We start from the raw sequence: 17,189 nt of genomic DNA, 5'->3' as shown, positions 1-17,189 counted from the left end.
TCCCCTCCCCCGGCCCCGGGCCCCCGTACCGTATGTCTTCTGCCGCGGTACCGGGGCCCGGCCCCATGCCCCCGGCGGTCACCCGGGGCGCCGTGCGGTCACCGGAGTGCCACCGGTCAGCTCAGGGCGGCCACGGTGTCGACGGCGGCCGTCAGCGACGGCACCACCTCGCGGCGCGCCCACCTGCGCTCGGCAGCAGACGCCCCCCGCGACTGCTGCTCCACGAGCATGATCAGGTAGAGGTAGCAGCGGTAGAGCGCGATCCGCAGGCGTGACGTCTCGTCGAAGACGACGAAGCCGCCGGCCTCCTCCTTGTAGCCGTCCAGGAAGTACGGGTCCATCTCTATCTCGCCGAGCAGCGCGCCCGAGACGAAGTCGGCCAGCGGGTCCCCCCAGAACATCCGCTCGCCGTCCACCAGGCCGCCGATGCGCGGTCCCTTCGGGCCGCCCTCGATCAGGACGTTGCCCTCCCAGAGGTCGAAGTGCACCAGTCTCGGCACCACGACCTCGTCCAGCACCGGATACGCCCGCCGGAGCACTCCCGCCAGTTCCTCGGCGGGCCTGGGCAGCCGGGCGCCGAACCGGCGTGCGTCGTCGACGACCGCGTCCAACATCCCCGAGAAGGCCTCCCGCCAGGTGGGCGCGAGGGGGCCCAGCGCGCCGGACGGGTAGCCGAAGCCGTCCCCGACGACCGTGTGCAGCCGCGCCACCAGGTTGCCCAGGTCATGGCGGAGCGCTTCCTGCTCGCCCTGGAGGAAGTGCTCGCGCGCCTCGGGCCAGCGGGTGCCGGGCAGGGCGGTCATCAGCAGGAAGGGGCCCACGTCGGCGGCGGCGTCCGTGTGTACGGCCTCGACGTGCGGCACGGGCACCTCGCCGTCCGCCTCGTGGGCAGCGCGGCAGAACATCGCCTCGGCGCGCAGCAGGTCGCGCTCGTAGGCGAGCCGGGGACGGTCCGCGGGCGGCGGGAGCTTCAGCACGAGCCTGCGGTCGTCGTCGAGCGTGATCATGGTGACATCGTTGTACGTGCTCCCGGACAGCTCCCTGGTGTCCCTCACGCGCTCCGGCGGAACCCCGGCGGCGGCCAGGACCTCCGCGAGCTGCTTGGTCATCGTTGCGGTCATGTTCATCGGCTCTTCCTCGCCTGTCGGCACTCGGGCGAACGGCGGGGCCACGGTGGTCCGCTCCCACCCGTGGACCTACGGCGGCCTCGGCGTTTCGTACCGGCGAGCGGGGGTGAGGGCCGGAACGAAACCCGGGGGGAGCCTGACGTCCCAGTGGCGGACGCCGAACTCGTAGATCGCACAACCGTAACGGGTCCTGGAAGCCGCTCAGTTCATCCCCGCCAAGCGGAGGAGGGCATACCGGTCCGGGTGCACGGGAGACCGGTCCGGGGGGCCCGGGTCGTCGGCCGCCCCGAGACCGGCACTGTGCCGGAGAGCGCTCTCCGAACAGTTGGAGTGTTCCGGGGCGGCGGGGGCGTGTCAAGCGGGGGCGCCGGAAGGGCCGGTGGAGGTGCCGGGTGAGGTGTCGATGGAGGTGTCGGAGGGACCGCCTGTGCCTGCCGCGGTGCGCCGGGGTGTCCGTGCCTCGGATGCCACCCGTGCCTGGGCAAGCACGCCGGGGGCGGGTCGTGCCCTGGGGTGGCGCCCGTGCCCTGGGGTGCCGGCGGGGCGCCCGCGACCGCCGCGCGTGCCGGTGGGGAGGCTGTGCCCGACGCGAGAGCCGGTGGGCCACCCGCGACCGCCGCGCATGACGGCGGGGCGCCCGCGCCCGACGCGACAGCCGGCCGGCGCCCGCGACCGCCGCGCGTGCCGATGCGGGCCGCCCCCAGTCGGCCGCGGGTGTCGGTGGGGACGGCCCGAGCCGTTCCGTCGTCTCCATTGACGCGCATGACCTGGGGTGTCTAGCTTGCGTGGGGAGCGGCCGGTCACCCGAAGGAGGGTCCATGGACGACGGGCACCGGGGCGGGACCGGATCCGTGGTCGGCCGCGCGCTGTGCGTGCTGGAGGCCTTCACGCCCGCCACGCCGGTGCTGACCCTCACGGACATCTCCCGGCACACGGAGCTGCCGCTGACCACGGCGTACCGCCTGGTGAAGGAGCTGACGGCGCACCGGGTCCTGGAGCGCGAGGCGGGCGGGGGCTACCGCATCGGACTGCACCTGTGGGAGATCGCGTCGCTCGCGCCCCGCGGCCTGGGCCTGCGCGAGCTGGCGTTGCCCTACCTGTCGGACCTGGGCCACGTGACCCGGGAGAACGTGCAGCTCGCGGTCCGCGAGGAACTGTCCGTGCTGTACGTGGAGCGACTGGCCGGGCGCCGCTCGGTGCGGGTCCTGACCCGGGTCGGCGGCCGGTTCGCACTCACGCCGACCGGGGTCGGCCGGGTGCTGCTCGCGCACGCCCCGGTGGAGGTGCAGGAGCGGGTGCTGGCGCAGCCGATGGTGCCGTACACCGAGCACACGCTCTGCGATCCGGTCCGTATCCGGCGGATCCTCGCCGAGGTGCGGCAGAGCGGGGTGGCGGTCTGCCACCGCCAGGTGACGCCCGACGGCGTCTCGGTCGCGGCACCGGTGCACGGTCCCGGGGGCGAGGTGGTGGCCGCGGTCTCGGTGGTCGCGCATGTGGACAGGGCCGAGCCGCGGGCCCTGATCCCGCTGGTCCAGGTGGCGGCGCGGGGCATCTCCCGGGCGCTGGGCGCGCGGTTGCCCGCGGGGCCCGCGGCGAGCGGGGGCGTGACCGACGGGGCGCCGCCGGCCGGGGCGCGCCTCGCCGGGGCGTGACCGCTTCGGCGAGGCGCCGGTGGGGCTGCGCCCCGGAAGGGGCACGGGGCTGAGACCGTGGGGGCGCCTCCCCCGCCCCCACGGCAGTGGAAGAGGATCCGCCGCGTCGGGGGTACCGCCCACGCCGTCGAGGCGGTGCGGAAGCGACCGGCCACGACGCGACTGCTGCGGGCCCCCGGGCCGAGCCTCTTGCGGTCTCGGCCCCGACGCGTCCACGGCGGGCCCTGGGGGCCGAGCCCCCTGCGGTCTCGGCCCCGGCCACCGGACGCCGGAGCCGAGCGCGCAGCTCCCCGCGCCCCTTCCCGGGCACGAGGCGGGCCCCTACCGTTCCGTCCCCGGCCATCCGCCCGTGTGACCTGCTCGCGCAGTTCCCCGCGCCCCTTCCGGGGCCGCTTCCTTCCGGGGCGACGAGCCCGTATTCAGTGGCCCCGGGCGATCCACTCCCCCAGGTGGGGTGCCTCGCCGCCGATCGTGGTGCTCTCGCCGTGTCCGGTGCGGACCACCGTCTCGGGCGGCAGGGTCAGCAGCCGGTCACGGATCGAGTCGATGATCGTCGGGAAGTCGCTGAACGACCGGCCGGTCGCGCCCGGCCCGCCGGCGAAGAGGGTGTCGCCGGTGAAGACGGTGCCGAGGGCCGGTGCGTAGAGGCTGACCGCCCCGGGGCTGTGGCCCGGGGTGTGCAGCACGCGCAGCACCGCCCCGGCCACGGTGACCTCCTGCCCGTCGCCGAGGTCGCCGTCCGGGGCCCGCTCCGGGTGGGTCTGCCGCCACAGCGGGAGGTCGTCCGGGTGCAGGAGGACGGGGGCACCGGTGCGCTCCGACAGGCCGGGGGCCGCGTCGATGTGGTCGTCGTGGGCGTGCGTGCACACGATCGCGGCGAGCCGCCGGCCGCCCAGCGCGTCCAGGATGGCGTCCGCGTCGTGGGCCGCGTCGATCACCACGGCCTCGGAGTCGTCGCCGACGATCCAGACGTTGTTGTCGACGTCCCAGGTGCCGCCGTCCAGCGAGAAGGTGCCCGAGGTGACCAGGTGGTCGATACGGGCCGCCATCAGAGGACCACCACCGAGCGGAGCACGTCCCCCTGGTGCATCCGTCCGAACGCCTTCTCGACGTCCTCGAGCGGGATGGTCTCGGTGACGAACGCGTCCAGGTCGAGTCGCCCCTGCAGGTACAGGTCGATCAGCATGGGGAAGTCGCGGGACGGCAGGCAGTCGCCGTACCAGGACGACTTCAGGGCGCCGCCGCGGCCGAAGACGTCGAGCAGCGGCAGTTCGAGCCGCATATCGGGCGTGGGTACCCCCACGAGGACCACGGTGCCGGCGAGGTCGCGGGCGTAGAAGGCCTGCTTGTACGTCTCGGGCCGGCCCACCGCCTCGATCACGACGTCCGCGCCGAAGCCGCTCGTCAGCTCCTGAACGGCGGCGACGGGGTCGGCGGCCCGGGAGTTGACGGTGTGGGTGGCGCCGAGTTTCAGGGCCGTCTCCAGCTTCCGGTCGTCGATGTCGACGGCGATGATCTTAGCGGCGCCGGCCAGCCGGGCGCCGGCGATGGCGGCGCCGCCGACGCCGCCGCAGCCGATCACCGCGACCGCGTCGCCGCGGTTCACGTTCCCCGTGTTGATCGCGGCGCCGATGCCCGCCATCACCCCGCAGCCCAGCAGGCCCGCGGCCGCCGGGGACGCCCCCGGGTCGACCTTGGTGCACTGCCCCGCGGCGACCAGCGTCTTCTCCGCGAACGCGCCGATGCCGAGGGCCGGGGTGAGCTCCGTACCGTCCGCCAGTGTCATCTTCTGCTTGGCGTTGTGGGTGTTGAAGCAGTACCAGGGGCGGCCGCGCAGACAGGCGCGGCACTGCCCGCACACGGCACGCCAGTTGAGGATGACGAAGTCGCCCGGGGCCACCTCGGTGACGCCGTCGCCGACGGACTCCACGACGCCGGCGGCCTCGTGCCCCAGCAGGAAGGGGAAGTCGTCGGTGATGCCGCCCTCGCGGTAGTGCAGGTCCGTGTGGCAGACGCCGCACGTCTGCACCGCGACGACCGCCTCGCCGGGCCCGGGGTCCGGGACGGTGATGGTCTCGATCCTGACCGGCTCGCCCTTCGCCGCCGCGATCACACCCTGCACCTGCTGTGCCATGTCCGCCAGCCTCTCTCTTGTCTGTGTCTTCCGACCGCGGCGACTGCGCCGCCCCCGGGACCTACCCGGTCCCGCCGAGTCTCTCGCGCTCCGGGCGCGTCTGTGCGCACGGGGCACGAACGGGTCGGCCATCCCCGTCGTCGGACGGGAACGGGGATGGCCGGGTCCGGGCTCAGAGATCCAGGACCAGCCGTTTGGACGCGCAGCGTGAGACGCACACGAACATCACGTCGTTGGCGGCCCGCTCCTCGGCCGTCAGCAGTGAGTCGCGGTGGTCCACCTCGCCGTCGAGGACACCGGTCTCGCAGGTGCCGCAAGTTCCCTCCCGGCAGGAGGACAGCACCGGCACCCCGGCCTCCTCCAAAACCTCCAGGACGGAGCGGTCCGGCGGCACGGTCAGGGTGGTGCCGCTGCCGGCCAGCTCCACCTCGAAGCTCTCGCCGGTGCCGTCCGGCGCGGGGTCCTCGCGGGGCGTGAAGCGCTCGGTGTGCAGGGCCCCCGCGGGCCAGCCCTGGCAGCGCTGCTCGACCGCGTCGAGCAGCGGCGCGGGCCCGCAGCAGTAGACCTCGGTGCCCGGCCGGGGGCTGCCGAGCAGGCCCTCCAGGTCGAGCAGGCCCGTCTCGTCCTCGGGGCAGAGCTCGACGCGGTCCGGGTGGTCCGCGGCGAGTTCCTCCGCGAAGGCCATGGAGGCGCGGGTGCGGCCCCCGTACACCAGCCGCCAGTCGGCGCCGCGCCGGGCGGCCTCGGCGACCATGGGCAGGATCGGGGTGATGCCGATGCCGCCGGCGATGAAGAGGTAGCGCTCGGCGTCGACCAGCGGGAAGTGGTTGCGCGGGCCCCCGATCCGTACCGTGCTGCCCTCCGTGAGGGTGTCGTGGACGTAGGCGGAGCCGCCGCGGCCGTCCCGCTCGCGGAGTACGGCCACCTGGAGGACCGAGGGGTCGTCCGGGTGGCCGCACAGGGAGTACTGGCGGACCAGACCGGGCGTCAGCCGGAGGTCGATGTGGGCGCCGGGCTGCCAGGCGGGCAGCGGCTCGCCCTGCGGATGGCCGAGGGTCAGCCGGACGACACCGTCGGCCAGCCGCTCCTTGCGCACCAGGGTCAGGTCGAGTTCGACCTCGGTGCGCGGGGGCGTCGTGGTGGGCATGGCGTCTCTCTCTCGGATGCGGACGTGACCAGGGGCGCGGGTGGGGGACCCGGTGCCGGACCGTGCGCCCCGCCGGCCGTGCGCCCCGCCGGCCGTACACCTCGGCGCGCCGGGCGGGGCGGCGGGCGCCGGATGCACGGCCGGCGGGGCGGCCGGGGCTCAGGTCCTCGCCATGGGGCGCTGTTCGGCGGGCCGGGCGGCGTCCGGGTGGGCGAGCAGCCAGTTCCACAGGTCGACCGGGTCCTCGAACTCCTCCTCGGCACCGCAGTAGCAGACGCCGAGCAGCCGGTCCGTGCCGGGCACCCAGTGCACGCGGAAGACGCCACCGGGCAGCGCGGCCGGGTCGTGCGCGCTCACCGGGCGGCCGGCGCCGCCTGGGCGCCCTCCTCGGCCAGCCGCTTGAGGATGCGCCGGGCGGCGAGGCCACCGGTGTCGATGTTGATACTGAGCTCCTGGTAGCCGTCCCGCTCGGCGGTGATGGCCTTCTCCAGGACGTCGAGGGCGACCACGTCCTGCAGGACGACGGTGCGGTTGTTGTCGTGGACGAACTCGGAGACCGACTCGTCGTCCAGAGCGAAGTCGCGGGCCACCGCCCAGAAGTCGTGGGTGCTGTGCTCCGTCTCGGGCGTGATGGCGTACACGACCTCCATGTGGAAGCCGTCCGGGTCGGTGCCGTCGGGCTCCGGCGGCCGGCTGCCCACCGGGGCGACCCGGCTGTGCAGCAGGTAGAGGCAGGGCGCGTGGTACTCGATGTCCTGCCAGCGGGTGATGCGGCCCTCGATGCCGGTGGAGTTGGCGTAGAACGGCGGGCAGGCGGCGTCGTCCATGTGCCGGCTGACCCGGACCACGCCGGCGGCGTCGTCCACCTCGGTGGTGATCGGTGTCTCGGCGACCTCCGGGGTACCGATGTATCCGCCGTGCAGGTAGGTCTCGTGGGAGAGGTCCAGGAGATTGTCGACCAGCAGGTCGTAGCGGGCGGCCAGCGGCTCCATTCCGGAGACGGTGGTGTAGCCGGGGTGGTCGAGCCAGGGTGCGCGCGGGATGAGCTTCTCGTCGGCGAGCTCGCGCTCCCCGATCCACACCCAGACGAACGAGTCCTGCTCGACGACCGGATAGGACGTCAGGCGGGCGGTGCGCGGCACACGTTTCTGCCCCGGCACGCTCACACAGGCGCCGTCGGCACCGTACGTGAAGCCGTGGTAACCGCAGACGACCTGGTCTCCGACGAGCCTGCTGGGCTCCTGGGAGAGCGGGAAGCGGCGGTGCACGCATCGGTCGGACATGGCCGTGACCGTGCCGGACTCGGTGCGCCACAGCAGGATCGGTTCGCCGCAGACGGTGCGCGAGAAGAGCTCCCGGTTCACCTCCCGGCCGTAGGCGGCGACGTACCACTGGTTGCGGACGAATGCTGTCATCGGTCCTCCTGCCATTTGGGACACCGCGCTCAGGGTGCTCCGGGTGTCCGGCCGTGAACAGGGCGGTTTCCGCTCAGCGGAAGCGGTGGGTGCCCCGGGCGCGCCCCGTCTGACGGGGACCGTCTCCGACGAGGCGGCCCCTCCGGGGCGGTGGGGCGGGCCGGGGCCCGGCCGCACGCGAGGGCCCGCCCCGGAAGGGGCGCGGGGCGGTGTCGACCGGTCCCGACGGACGTGCGGATCGGCACCGTACCGAGGGGGCCGTCCGTGTCGTCCCGGGGCCACCGGCCGGTGGGGGCCGCGCGCCCGGCGCGCCCGCGCCCCCGGGTGGGCCCGGGCTCATCCCCGCGTGAGGGCGGGTCAGAAGGGATACGTCGGCTCCGTCGCGCGCATCGTGATCCAGCGGGTCTCCGTGAACGCCTCGGCATTCGCCGCGCCGCCGAACCGCGCCCCCGTACCGGACGCACCTACGCCGCCGAAGGGAACGGGTGCCTCGTCGTTGACGGTCTGGTCGTTGATGTGGACCAGGCCGGTGGGGATCCGCTCGGCGAGGTCCAGGGCCTTCATGACGTCCCGGGTGAGGATGCCGAGCGACAGCCCGTACGGGCTCGCCGTCGCCAGCGCGACCGCCTCTTCCACGGTGGAGAAGCTCCGCACCGGCGCGACGGGACCGAAGACCTCCTCGGCGTAGGCCGGTGAGGTGTCGGTGACGCCGGTGAGGACGGTGGGCCGGTAGAAGAGGTCCTCGTAGGTGCCGCCCGCGGCAAGCCGGGCGCCGCCGGAGACGCTGGCGGTCACCAGGGAGTGGATCTTGTCGCGCTGGCCCGCGTCGATCACCGGCCCGAGCGCCACCTCCTCCTTGGCGGGGTCGCCGACGGGAAGCCGCCCGGCACGCTCGGCGAGCCGCTCGGCGTACTCGTCCGCGACGGACGCGTGGACGAGGTGCCGTCCGGTGGTCATGCACACCTGGCCCTGGTGGAAGAAGGAGCCCCACGCCGCGGTGGAGACGGCACGCTCCAGGTCGGCGTCGGGCAGCACGATCAGCGCGGAGTTGCCGCCGAGTTCCAGATGGGCGCGCTTGAGGTGCTCGGCGGCCGCCGCCCCCACCTTGCGTCCCGCCGCGGTGGATCCGGTGAAGGAGATCACCCGCACCGGTGGCGCGGCCACCAGCGCCGCGCCGGCCGCCGCGCCGCCGGGGACGAGGGTGAGCACGCCCTCGGGGAGCCCCGCCTCCTCGAAGACCCGCACGAGGGCCACCCCGCCGCCGACCGCGGTGCGCGGATCCGGCTTGAGGACGACGGCGTTGCCGAGTGCGAGGGCCGGCGCCACGGACCGTATCGCGAGCACCAGGGGCACGTTGAACGGCGCGATCACACCGACCACGCCGGCCGGCACCCGGCGCGCCATGCTCAGCCGTGGCTGGGCGGACGGCAGCAGCTCGCCCAGCGGCCGGGAGGCGAGCGCGGCGGCCTCGTAGCACTCCTGGGCGGCGGTGTCCGTCTCGAACGCGGCCTTGCCGGGGATGCTGCCGGCCTCCCTGATGAGCCAGCCCTGGATCTCCTCGGCGTGCTCGGTGAAGAGGTCGCCGGCCCTGCGGAGCACCGCGGCGCGCTCGGTGTAAGGGGCCCTGGCCCATGCGTCCTGGCACCGCGCGGCGTGCTCGGCGGCCCGCGCCACGTCCTCGCCGTCGGCGATCCCGGTGTGTTCCAGGACCTCGCCGGTGGCCGGTTCCACGACGGGCGCGGTGCCGCCGGAGGCGGCCGTCCAGCCGCCGATGCTGACCTTGCCCGACCAGGTGCGCGTATCGAGCAGAGACATCATGGGCTCCTTCGGTGTGGGTGTTTCGGTGGTACGGGTGCCGGGCGCGGGCACGGGGTGCGCTGTCACTTCGGGGCCGGCCCGCATGCCGGGCGGGGAGGCCGGTTGGCCGGCGTGCCGGCGGCGGGGCCTCACGGGTCGAAGGTCGGATCGGGTGCGACGGCGACGTCCAGCAGCAGCGGCCGGGTCCGCCCGGCGAGCGTGGGCACCACCGCGTCGAGGGCTGCGATCAGCTCGTCGTGGCCGGTGATCCGCCGGGCGGGGCAGCCCAGCGCGGTGGCGAGCGCGTGGACGCTGATGTCCTCGAAGGCGGGCCAGGGACCCTTGCCGCCCGCCTTCTCCGCGAGCCGGTCCATGATCGCGTAGCGGCCGTTGGAGAGGACCACGAAGACGGCGCCGACGTCGTAGTGGGCGGCCGTCCACAGCGCCTGCACCTGGTAGAGCGAGGAGCCGTCCCCGAGCACGGCGACCACCGGACGGCGGGGCTCCGCCATCCGCGCCCCGATGGCCGCGGGCATCGCGAAGCCGAGGCCGCCCATGGCCGCGCTGAGGAACCCGAGCGGCGCCCGCGCGGGCAGCAGCGCATGCAGGTCCGGGCGGCTGGACGGGGTCTCCTCGACGACGACGGTGTCGGCGGGCAGCCGTTCGGCGAGCGCGGCCAGCACATGGGCGGCACGCAGCGGCTCGCCGGCCGCCGGCGGAGCGGGCCGGGGCCGTCCGGCCGGCGGCACCGGGGTGGCGGCACGGGGCGGCACGGGGGCGGCGGCACGGGGCGGCACCAGGGCGGCGAGCCGGGTGAGGAAGTCGGCCAGCGGGGCGAGGACGGCGAGTTCGACGGGGGCGCGGTGGGCCTCCGCCGGGTCGTCGGTGACCAGGACGAGCCGGGTGCCGGGGCGTACCAGCGGCCCCTCGTCGTAGGGGTACTGGCGCAGCACCGGCGCGCCGGCGACCAGCACCAGGTCGTGGGGGGCGAGCGCGGTGCGCAGGCGGCTGCGGTCGGCGGGCAGGTGCCCCGCGAAGAGGCCGTGGTCCTGGGGGAATCCGGCACGGGCGCCGAACGGCTCCTGCCAGACGGGGCAGCCGAGCCGCTCCGCGAGCGCCACCAGCGCGCGCCAGGTGCCGGGGGTGTCGGCGGCGGCGCCCACCACGACGGCCGGCGCGGCGGCGTCCGCGAGCACGGCGGCCACCTCCGCCACGGACTCGGCGGGGGCGGCGGTGGCCGTGCGGAGCACGGCGGGGGCGGGGACGGGCAGGTCCTCGGCGGGCTCGGCCCAGTCGTTCATGGGGACGACGAACAGTGCGGGGCCGCGGCCGGTCCGGGCGGCGTGCGCGGCGCGTCCGATGGCACCCGGGACGTCCTGGGCGCGCAGCGGGGTCTCGACACGCACCGGGTAGTCGCCGGCCAGGGAGTCCAGCTGTCCGGTGAGGAAGGGTTCGTGGGCCAGGTGGCGGCGGTCCTGCTGGCCGACGAGCACGACCAGCGGGGCCCGGTTGGCGCGCGCGGTGGCCAGCGCGCCGACCGCGTTGCCGAGGCCCGCGGTGGTGTGCAGGACGACCAGCGCGGGCGCGTCGCGCAGGAGCGCCCAGCCGGTGGCGGCCCCGACGACGGAGCCCTCGTGCAGCGCGAGCACGAACCGGAGGTCGTCGGGGAGGTCGGTGAGGAGGGTGATCTCGGTGGAGCCGGGGTTGGCGAACAGGGTGGTCAGGCCGTGCCTGCGCAGTTCGTCGAAGGCGGCGTCGCGGACGGTGCGCATGGGTGGGGTTCCTCGTTCTGTGGGGCTTCGTCGTTCGGGAACGGGCGTACGAGGGACGGTTCTGGTGGCGGCTCGCTTCGTGGGGCTGCATCGTTCGGGAACGGCCCGCGCGGGGCGGGTTCTGGTGGCGGCTCGCTTCGTGGGGCTTCGTCGTTCCGGAACAGGCCCGCGCGGGGCAGGATGTCACGGCGGCTCGGTCCGTGGCACTTCGTCGTGTTCGGCAACAGGCCACGCCCGGCGGGCCCGTTGCGCCTCGTTCCGTGGGATGCCGGGGCCCTGCGGACGGCGATCCCGGACGGCGATCCCGGACGGCGGGCTCGGCGGGCGCCGGAGCTCGGCGGACCGCCGCCCGCCGAGGCCCCGGTGCCCCGGCGTCAGACCGGGCTCGCCGCGCGCCGGCCGCGCACCTGCGCCAGCAGCAGGAAGCCGGCCACGACCAGGCCGGCGTCCAGCCAGACGGCGGCCGTCCAGCCGCCGGTGGAGTCGCGCAGGGCGCCGCCGATCGCGGGCGCCAGCACGGCGCCGGTCTCACCGATCAGGTTCTGCATGCCGAAGGCGGAGCCGCGCAGGTCCGGGCGGGCCAGCTCGGCGGTGAGGGCGTGCCCGACGGGCTGCAGGGCGTTGAAGAAGAGGCTGGCGGTGAAGAGCAGCAGGCCCATCACCCACAGGGACGGATGGTCGGCGGCGCTCAGGTACCAGGCGAAGGCGACGGTGAGGACGGCCTGCACCCCGGTGAAGGTGAGCATCATCTCCTTGCGGCCCCAGCCGCGCCTGAGGCCGTGGTCGGAGAGCCAGCCGCCGGCCGGGAAGCCGATGATGCCCGCGCCCGCGTTGAAGCCGGCCGTCAGCGCGGAGTTGGCGAACGAGGAGTGCGCGGCGCCCGCGACGATGGACACCGACCAGAAGCTGAAGAACCAGAGGTTCCACAGGATCGCGATGTTGCAGAGGTAGATGATGAACAGGTCGCGGTCCTTCAGCACGGGCCCGATCTCCTCGCCCTTGCGGACGAGCACGAACAGCACCAGGCCGACGGCGAGGGCGACTTCGAGCACCGCGATCCACAGGTCGGACAGGCCCGTGGTGTCCCCGACGAGGTAGACGGCCATGATCAGGACGAGCGAGACGGCCGCATAACCGCCCAGGTGCAACGCCGCCCTGCCGACCGTGGCCGCCCTGAGGTGGGCGCGGAAGAACCACGTGACCGCGGCGGCCACCACCAGGGTGGCGGCGCCCAGCACCCAGAACGCCATCCGCCAGCCGTCGATGTCGGGCAGGAAGAGCTGGCCGAAGTCGATGAAGTCGGGGGTGCATATGGTGGCGACGGTGATGCCGATGGCGAGCCCCGAGATGCACACGCCCATCCCGAAGCTGCGGTCCTTGGGCGGGGTGTTGTCGGTGATCAGGGTGCGGTCGTTGGAGTAGAAGGCGCCCTCGCCCAGGCCGGTGGCGACGCGTACCACGATGAAGGCGACGAGTCCGCCGAGGAAGCCGGTGAGGATGGTGGCGAGCCCCGCCCACAGCAGGCTGACGACGACCATGGTGCGGTGCCCGTACCGGTCGCCGAGGTACCCGCCGGGGAACTGGGTGAGCATGTAGCCGGCGAAGAACAGGCCGCCGATGAGGCCGCCGAGGGCGTGCGGGTGCTCGGCGTGCGCCATGAAACCGACACCGTTGTCGATCATCCAGGTGACCACGGGGCCGGTGACGGAGCGGTCCGCGGCGCTGACCGTCCAGCCGAGCAGGAGCAGCAGCCAGAGCGTGTGCCAGGGCGACACGCGTCCGGTGCGCGGGCGGCCGCCGGCCGTCGTGGGCCCCGCGAGGCCGGGCGCCCGTGCGCCGCCGGCTTCCGCTGCGGGAGGGGGAGCCGGGTTGTCACCCGGTACTGGCGTCATCGGGAACTCCTCGCTCGTGGGCGGCGGTTCGGGGACTCGGCGGGCCCCGCGCACGCCACGGGGCAGGCCTCCGGCAAGGGCTGAGGGGCCCGGGGGAAACGGAGGCTCCGGCGCGGCCAAGGTACGGCCGCGCTTCGCTCCGTGGAACAGGTGAAACTACAATTTCTGCTATGCCGAATTCTCAGCCGCCCAGGTCACGGCCTTCAGCGGCGCGCGGGCGGTCTTCCGGGGGGCCTGGGGGCGGTGCGGAGGATGTGTACGGCGCCGCCTCGGTCGCCAACGCGCTGCGTGCGCTCGCCTACCTGGGCGGCCGGGACACCGTCCGGGTCACGGATGTGAGCGACCATCTGGGGGTGGCCCGGTCCACCGCGCACCGGCTGCTGCACACGCTGCGGGTGCACGGCTTCGTGGAGCAGGTGCCGGGCGGCCGGCAGTACCGGCTCGGTGCCGTGCTGCTGGCGCTGGCCGAGGGCCGGGTGGCGGTGGAGTCGCGCAGCAGGATCGGCACGGCTCAGCTGGTCCGCGTCGCCCGGCCGTTCCTGGAACGGCTGCGCGACGAGGCCGCGGAGACCAGCAACCTGCTGCAACTTGACGGGCCGGACGTGCTGTTCCTGGACGGCGTGGACGGCCCGCACGTGCTGCGGGTGGCCCCGCGCACCGGGGACCGGGTGCCCGCGTATGCGACCGCGGGCGGCAAGGCGCAGCTCGCCCAGCTCCCCGTGGAGGCCGTGCGGCTGCTCTATCCGGCCGGCCTCCACCGGCTCACCCCGGCCACCCTCACGGACCTCGGCGCGCTGGAGGCGGACCTGGCCCTGGCCCGCACGCGCGGCTATGCGCTGAACATCGACGAGAGCGTGACCGACGTGCACGGCTTCGGCGTGCCGGTGCGCGATGCGCACGGGGTGTCCATCGCGGCGGTGACCGTGGCCGCACCGAGCACCCGCGGGGGCCCGGCCCGCGCGGCCCGGCTCGCCCCGCTGCTGCACCGGGCGGCCGACGGCATCACCGCACACCTGTGACACACGGGCCGGCGACCGGCCCTCGGCCGGCTCCGAATCCCCGGACTACTCGGTGGGTTCCATGGTCCGTGGTCAGATCCCGGTGGGTCCAAGGTCCTTGGCCTGGTCCGGGTGAGTCCCGGGGCCCCGGTCAGCAGCCGGTGAGCTCGAGGTCCGTGAACCGTGCGGTGAACCCGCCCCCGGTCGGCGAGGCGCACATCAGTCCCGCCCGGGCCGTGGCGTCCGGCGGGAAGAAGGCCAGCCGGAGCAGGGTGGTGGGGGCGCCGCCGTCCGTGCCGTACCGCAGGGTGACCGCGTCGCCGGCACGCTCCATCTCGATGGTGAGCGGCGCGGATGCCGTGCCGAGGCGCGCGAGGGGGACGACGTTCCAGTCCGAGACCTCGCGGGTGACGACGGCGCTGATCTGCCGTTCGCCGTCGACGTACTCGATGCCGGTCTTGACCCAGTTCCGCTCGTCGGCCCGCAGCATCAACCCCGCCTGGTCGTACTGCGTGTGGTAGTCGCCGTCGAAGGTGACCCGCAGCCGGAAGGCGGCGGGGACGGGGCGCAGCAGCGCGTGGCCGGAGTCGCGCACGAACCCGTAGTGCGTGGAGTTCCAGAAGTCCGTCTCCGGGGCCGTGCTGATCTCCACGGCGTCCTCGCCGGGCCGCCAGGCGGCCGGTGGGTTGAGCCAGCGCCAGTCCGCGTAGCCCAAACAGGCCACCGGCACCTGCGCGGTCGGCGCCTGCGCGTCCTGCCCGCTCATGACCACTCCCCGCTCCTCGGGCCCCGCCGGGACTCCCCCGTGCGGACGGCCGCGGCCGACGCCGCCCGGCTCACTCTGCCACACCCCCACTCCCCAAAGAATTAAAGGTTAATTATGAATAATCGTTGACACGTGTCGTCCGAGTCGTCAAAGTCGTCGCAGCGCCGGCCCGGCTGCCGCGGCAGGTCGCCGCGCCGGCGCACTCCATTCCCCCGCGCATGCTCACCACCGGGAGGCACCCGTGCGTTTGCGCACAGCGGGCTCGGCCCGCACCCGAAGAACTCGCCCGCACCGCTGGACCCTGGCCCTGACCGCAGCCCTGGCGCTCACCGCCGGCACGGCGCCGGCCGCCCTCGCCGCCGGCCCGGTCCCGGGCGCGGGGACCGGCGACGACCAGGGCGCGCCCGCGTACTACGACAGCGGTCTCGCCCCCACCCCCTACATGGGCTGGAACACCTACTACGGCCTCGGCGCGCCCACCGAGGACCAGGTGAAGGCGGTCGCCGACGAGATGGTCTCCTCGGGGCTGCGGGACGCCGGCTACGACATCGTGTGGCTGGACGGCGGCTGGCAGGCCGACCAGCCGCGGGACGCCGAGGGCAGGCTGGCGGCGAACCCGGAACGTTTCCCGTCCGGCATCCCCGCCCTGGTGTCGTACCTGCACAAGCGCGGGCTCAGAGTGGGCATCTACACGGACGCGGGCGACTACGACGGCGGGAAGAGCTGCGGCCTCGGCAGCCGGGGCCACTACGAGCAGGACGCCAGGCAGTTCGCCGACTGGAAGATCGACGCCATCAAGGTGGACTTCCTGTGCGGGATCGCCGAGAAGCTCGACCCGGGGCCCGCCTTCCGGGAGTTCAGCGCCGCCGTCGCCAAGTCCGGCCGGCGCATGCTGCTGAACCTCTGCAACCCCCTCACCGACGACTGGGGCCTGCCGCACACCCCCGCGCAGGACGCGCACAACGCATACGTCTACGGCCCCACCACCGCCGACTCCTGGCGCACCGGCACCGACATGGCGTTCGGCACGCCGACCCCGGGCGAGTGGCCCAACGTGCTGCGCGCCGTCGACGCCAACGCCTGGCACCCGGAGGCGAACGGCCCCGGCCACTACAACGACCCGGACTACCTGCTGCCGATGCGGAAGCTCCCGGACGGCGGCTACGAGCTGACGGAGGAGGAGTCCACCACCCAGCTGGTGATGTGGGCCGAGATGGCCTCCCCGTTGGTGATCGGCTCCGACCCGCGCACCCTTCCGCAGTCCATGCTCGACACCCTGAAGAACCCGGAGATCATCGGCGTCGACCAGGACCCGCTGGACGTGCAGGGCGTCCGGGTCGCCACCGATGCCACCGGGGACGTCTACAGCAAGGTGCTCAGCGGTGCGGGCCGGCGGGCCGTGGTGCTGCTGAACCGCTCGGACCAGGCGGCCGACCTGACCGTGAAGTTCGCGGACACCGCGCTGGACGGCCCGGTCCGGGTGCGGGACCTGCGGGCCCGTGCCGACCGGGGTGTGCACACCGGCTCGTACACGGTGCGGGTGCCCGCGCACGGCACGGCCTTCCTGAAGCTCACCGGCCGGGACGCGGCACCGGGCACCGCGCTCGCCAGGCGCGCCTCGGCGAGCCCGGCGCTGGTGCGCGACGGTGACGCGCTCACGGCGTTCTGGCGCGGCGCGGACGGCGCGCTGTACCAGCAGCGCGGCCGGGACGGCGCCTGGTCGGGGCCCGCGCAGCCGCTGGGTGGCCCGACCGGCGGGCGGATACTGGGGCAGCCCGCGGCGCTCGCCTCGGCGGGCGGCCGGCTCGACGTCTTCGTGCGCGGCACCGATTCGGCCGCCTACCAGCGCACCTACGCACAGGGGCGGTGGGGGCGCTGGCAGCGGCTCGGCGGGACGCTCACGGACGCGCCCAGCGTGGTCGCGGACGGCGCGGGCGGCTGGACGCTCTTCGCGCGCGGCGCCGACGGCCTGGTCACCTCCCGCACCGCGACGTCCGGCTGGACGTCGCTCGGCGCACCGTCCGACGCGCCGTTCTACGGCAGGCCCGCGGCGGCCGTGGACTCCGCCGGGCGGGTGCACCTCGCGGTGCGCACCCCCGACGACACGGTGTGGACCCGCACCCGGGACACCTCGGGCGACTGGTCCGACTGGTCGTCGCTGGGCGGCACGGTCGGCGGCAGCCCCACCCTGGTGACGGCCGGGGACAGCGTGCACCTCTACGCGCGGGCCGGCGACTACACCCTGTGGCAGCGCACGCTCGGCGCCGACGGGACGTGGAGCGACTGGAGCAAGCGCGGCGAGTTCCCGAGCGCGTCCTTCTCCGGTGCGCTCGGCGGGGCGGCGGCACCCGGCGGCGACGGGGTCCTCGCGGCGTTCCGCGGCGTGGACGGACGGATCCACCAGACGGCGCTGTGACGCCCGGCCGGTCCCGGGCCCCCGCCCGGGACCGGCCGCACAGCCGGCCCCCAGCCGGCTCGGGCAGCCGACC

General features: G+C 74.7%; 13 protein-coding genes. 3 read left to right on the top strand and 10 right to left on the bottom strand.

Translation table 11 applies throughout. From position 1 onward, the window contains the following. Positions 1 to 116 precede the first annotated feature (116 nt). The gene (locus ACSMXW_RS35875; protein WP_485802616.1) at positions 117 to 1,127 is read right to left on the bottom strand and encodes a phosphotransferase family protein; all 1,011 of its coding nucleotides are present in this window, start codon (positions 1,125 to 1,127) and stop codon (positions 117 to 119) included. An 818-nt stretch (positions 1,128 to 1,945) separates the two neighbouring features. Here ACSMXW_RS35875 and ACSMXW_RS35870 point away from each other — a divergent pair. Further along, positions 1,946 to 2,779 (top strand): IclR family transcriptional regulator, encoded by an 834-nt coding sequence (locus tag ACSMXW_RS35870; RefSeq protein ID WP_485802614.1) that lies wholly within the window; start codon positions 1,946 to 1,948, stop codon positions 2,777 to 2,779. Positions 2,780 to 3,198: 419 nt separating this feature from the next. On the opposite strand, the gene ACSMXW_RS35865 is transcribed toward ACSMXW_RS35870, so the two are convergent. The 8 genes from ACSMXW_RS35865 to ACSMXW_RS35830 form a co-directional block, all read right to left on the bottom strand. Next, complete coding sequence (locus ACSMXW_RS35865) at positions 3,199 to 3,828, bottom strand: MBL fold metallo-hydrolase (protein WP_485802612.1); 630 nt, start codon at positions 3,826 to 3,828, stop codon at positions 3,199 to 3,201. After that, the gene (locus ACSMXW_RS35860) at positions 3,828 to 4,913 is read right to left on the bottom strand and encodes an S-(hydroxymethyl)mycothiol dehydrogenase (protein WP_485802611.1); all 1,086 of its coding nucleotides are present in this window, start codon (positions 4,911 to 4,913) and stop codon (positions 3,828 to 3,830) included. The genes ACSMXW_RS35865 and ACSMXW_RS35860 overlap by 1 nt, the downstream gene beginning before the upstream one ends. A 172-nt stretch (positions 4,914 to 5,085) precedes the next feature. Further along, positions 5,086 to 6,060: a PDR/VanB family oxidoreductase gene (locus ACSMXW_RS35855; RefSeq protein WP_485802609.1), complete on the bottom strand. Its 975-nt coding sequence runs from the start codon at positions 6,058 to 6,060 to the stop codon at positions 5,086 to 5,088. Positions 6,061 to 6,219: 159 nt separating this feature from the next. After that, positions 6,220 to 6,417, bottom strand: a complete 198-nt coding sequence (locus ACSMXW_RS35850; protein ID WP_485802608.1) for a hypothetical protein — start codon at positions 6,415 to 6,417, stop codon at positions 6,220 to 6,222. Further along, positions 6,414 to 7,475, bottom strand: coding sequence for a Rieske 2Fe-2S domain-containing protein (locus ACSMXW_RS35845; RefSeq protein WP_485802607.1), 1,062 nt, complete (start codon positions 7,473 to 7,475; stop codon positions 6,414 to 6,416). The genes ACSMXW_RS35850 and ACSMXW_RS35845 overlap by 4 nt, the downstream gene beginning before the upstream one ends. 357 nt (positions 7,476 to 7,832) lie before the next feature. After that, entirely contained in the window at positions 7,833 to 9,290 is a 1,458-nt protein-coding gene (locus ACSMXW_RS35840) for a benzaldehyde dehydrogenase (protein ID WP_485802605.1), read from the bottom strand. A gap of 131 nt (positions 9,291 to 9,421) precedes the next feature. Then, entirely contained in the window at positions 9,422 to 11,044 is a 1,623-nt protein-coding gene (locus tag ACSMXW_RS35835) for a thiamine pyrophosphate-dependent enzyme (protein WP_485802603.1), read from the bottom strand. 374 nt (positions 11,045 to 11,418) lie between these two features. After that, positions 11,419 to 12,936 (bottom strand): MFS transporter, encoded by a 1,518-nt coding sequence (locus ACSMXW_RS35830; RefSeq protein ID WP_485802601.1) that lies wholly within the window; start codon positions 12,934 to 12,936, stop codon positions 11,419 to 11,421. A gap of 254 nt (positions 12,937 to 13,190) precedes the next feature. Here ACSMXW_RS35830 and ACSMXW_RS35825 point away from each other — a divergent pair, with 254 nt between their 5' ends. Next, complete coding sequence (locus tag ACSMXW_RS35825) at positions 13,191 to 13,955, top strand: IclR family transcriptional regulator (protein ID WP_485802600.1); 765 nt, start codon at positions 13,191 to 13,193, stop codon at positions 13,953 to 13,955. A 130-nt stretch (positions 13,956 to 14,085) separates the two neighbouring features. Here the strand turns inward: ACSMXW_RS35825 and ACSMXW_RS35820 are convergent, their stop codons facing one another. Continuing rightward, a complete protein-coding gene (locus tag ACSMXW_RS35820) occupies positions 14,086 to 14,700 on the bottom strand; it encodes a DUF1349 domain-containing protein (RefSeq protein WP_485802598.1) in 615 nt (204 codons plus the stop codon). 241 nt (positions 14,701 to 14,941) lie between these two features. On the opposite strand from ACSMXW_RS35820, the gene ACSMXW_RS35815 reads away from it, so the two are divergent. Next, positions 14,942 to 17,116, top strand: coding sequence for a DUF8189 domain-containing protein (locus tag ACSMXW_RS35815; protein ID WP_485802597.1), 2,175 nt, complete (start codon positions 14,942 to 14,944; stop codon positions 17,114 to 17,116). The last annotated feature ends 73 nt before the right edge of the window (positions 17,117 to 17,189 follow it).

It is taken from the genome of Streptomyces sp. DSM 116793 (genome assembly GCF_057320905.1).
This window is presented reverse-complemented; position numbering and strand designations above follow the sequence as displayed.

Coding starts and splice junctions, on each gene's coding strand:
- ACSMXW_RS35875 (WP_485802616.1), bottom strand. CDS start 1,127: ATGAACATGACCGCAACGATGACCAAGCAGCTCGCGGAGGTCCTGGCC.
- ACSMXW_RS35870 (WP_485802614.1), top strand. CDS start 1,946: ATGGACGACGGGCACCGGGGCGGGACCGGATCCGTGGTCGGCCGCGCG.
- ACSMXW_RS35865 (WP_485802612.1), bottom strand. CDS start 3,828: ATGGCGGCCCGTATCGACCACCTGGTCACCTCGGGCACCTTCTCGCTG.
- ACSMXW_RS35860 (WP_485802611.1), bottom strand. CDS start 4,913: ATGGCACAGCAGGTGCAGGGTGTGATCGCGGCGGCGAAGGGCGAGCCG.
- ACSMXW_RS35855 (WP_485802609.1), bottom strand. CDS start 6,060: ATGCCCACCACGACGCCCCCGCGCACCGAGGTCGAACTCGACCTGACC.
- ACSMXW_RS35845 (WP_485802607.1), bottom strand. CDS start 7,475: ATGACAGCATTCGTCCGCAACCAGTGGTACGTCGCCGCCTACGGCCGG.
- ACSMXW_RS35840 (WP_485802605.1), bottom strand. CDS start 9,290: ATGTCTCTGCTCGATACGCGCACCTGGTCGGGCAAGGTCAGCATCGGC.
- ACSMXW_RS35835 (WP_485802603.1), bottom strand. CDS start 11,044: ATGCGCACCGTCCGCGACGCCGCCTTCGACGAACTGCGCAGGCACGGC.
- ACSMXW_RS35830 (WP_485802601.1), bottom strand. CDS start 12,936: ATGACGCCAGTACCGGGTGACAACCCGGCTCCCCCTCCCGCAGCGGAA.
- ACSMXW_RS35820 (WP_485802598.1), bottom strand. CDS start 14,700: ATGAGCGGGCAGGACGCGCAGGCGCCGACCGCGCAGGTGCCGGTGGCC.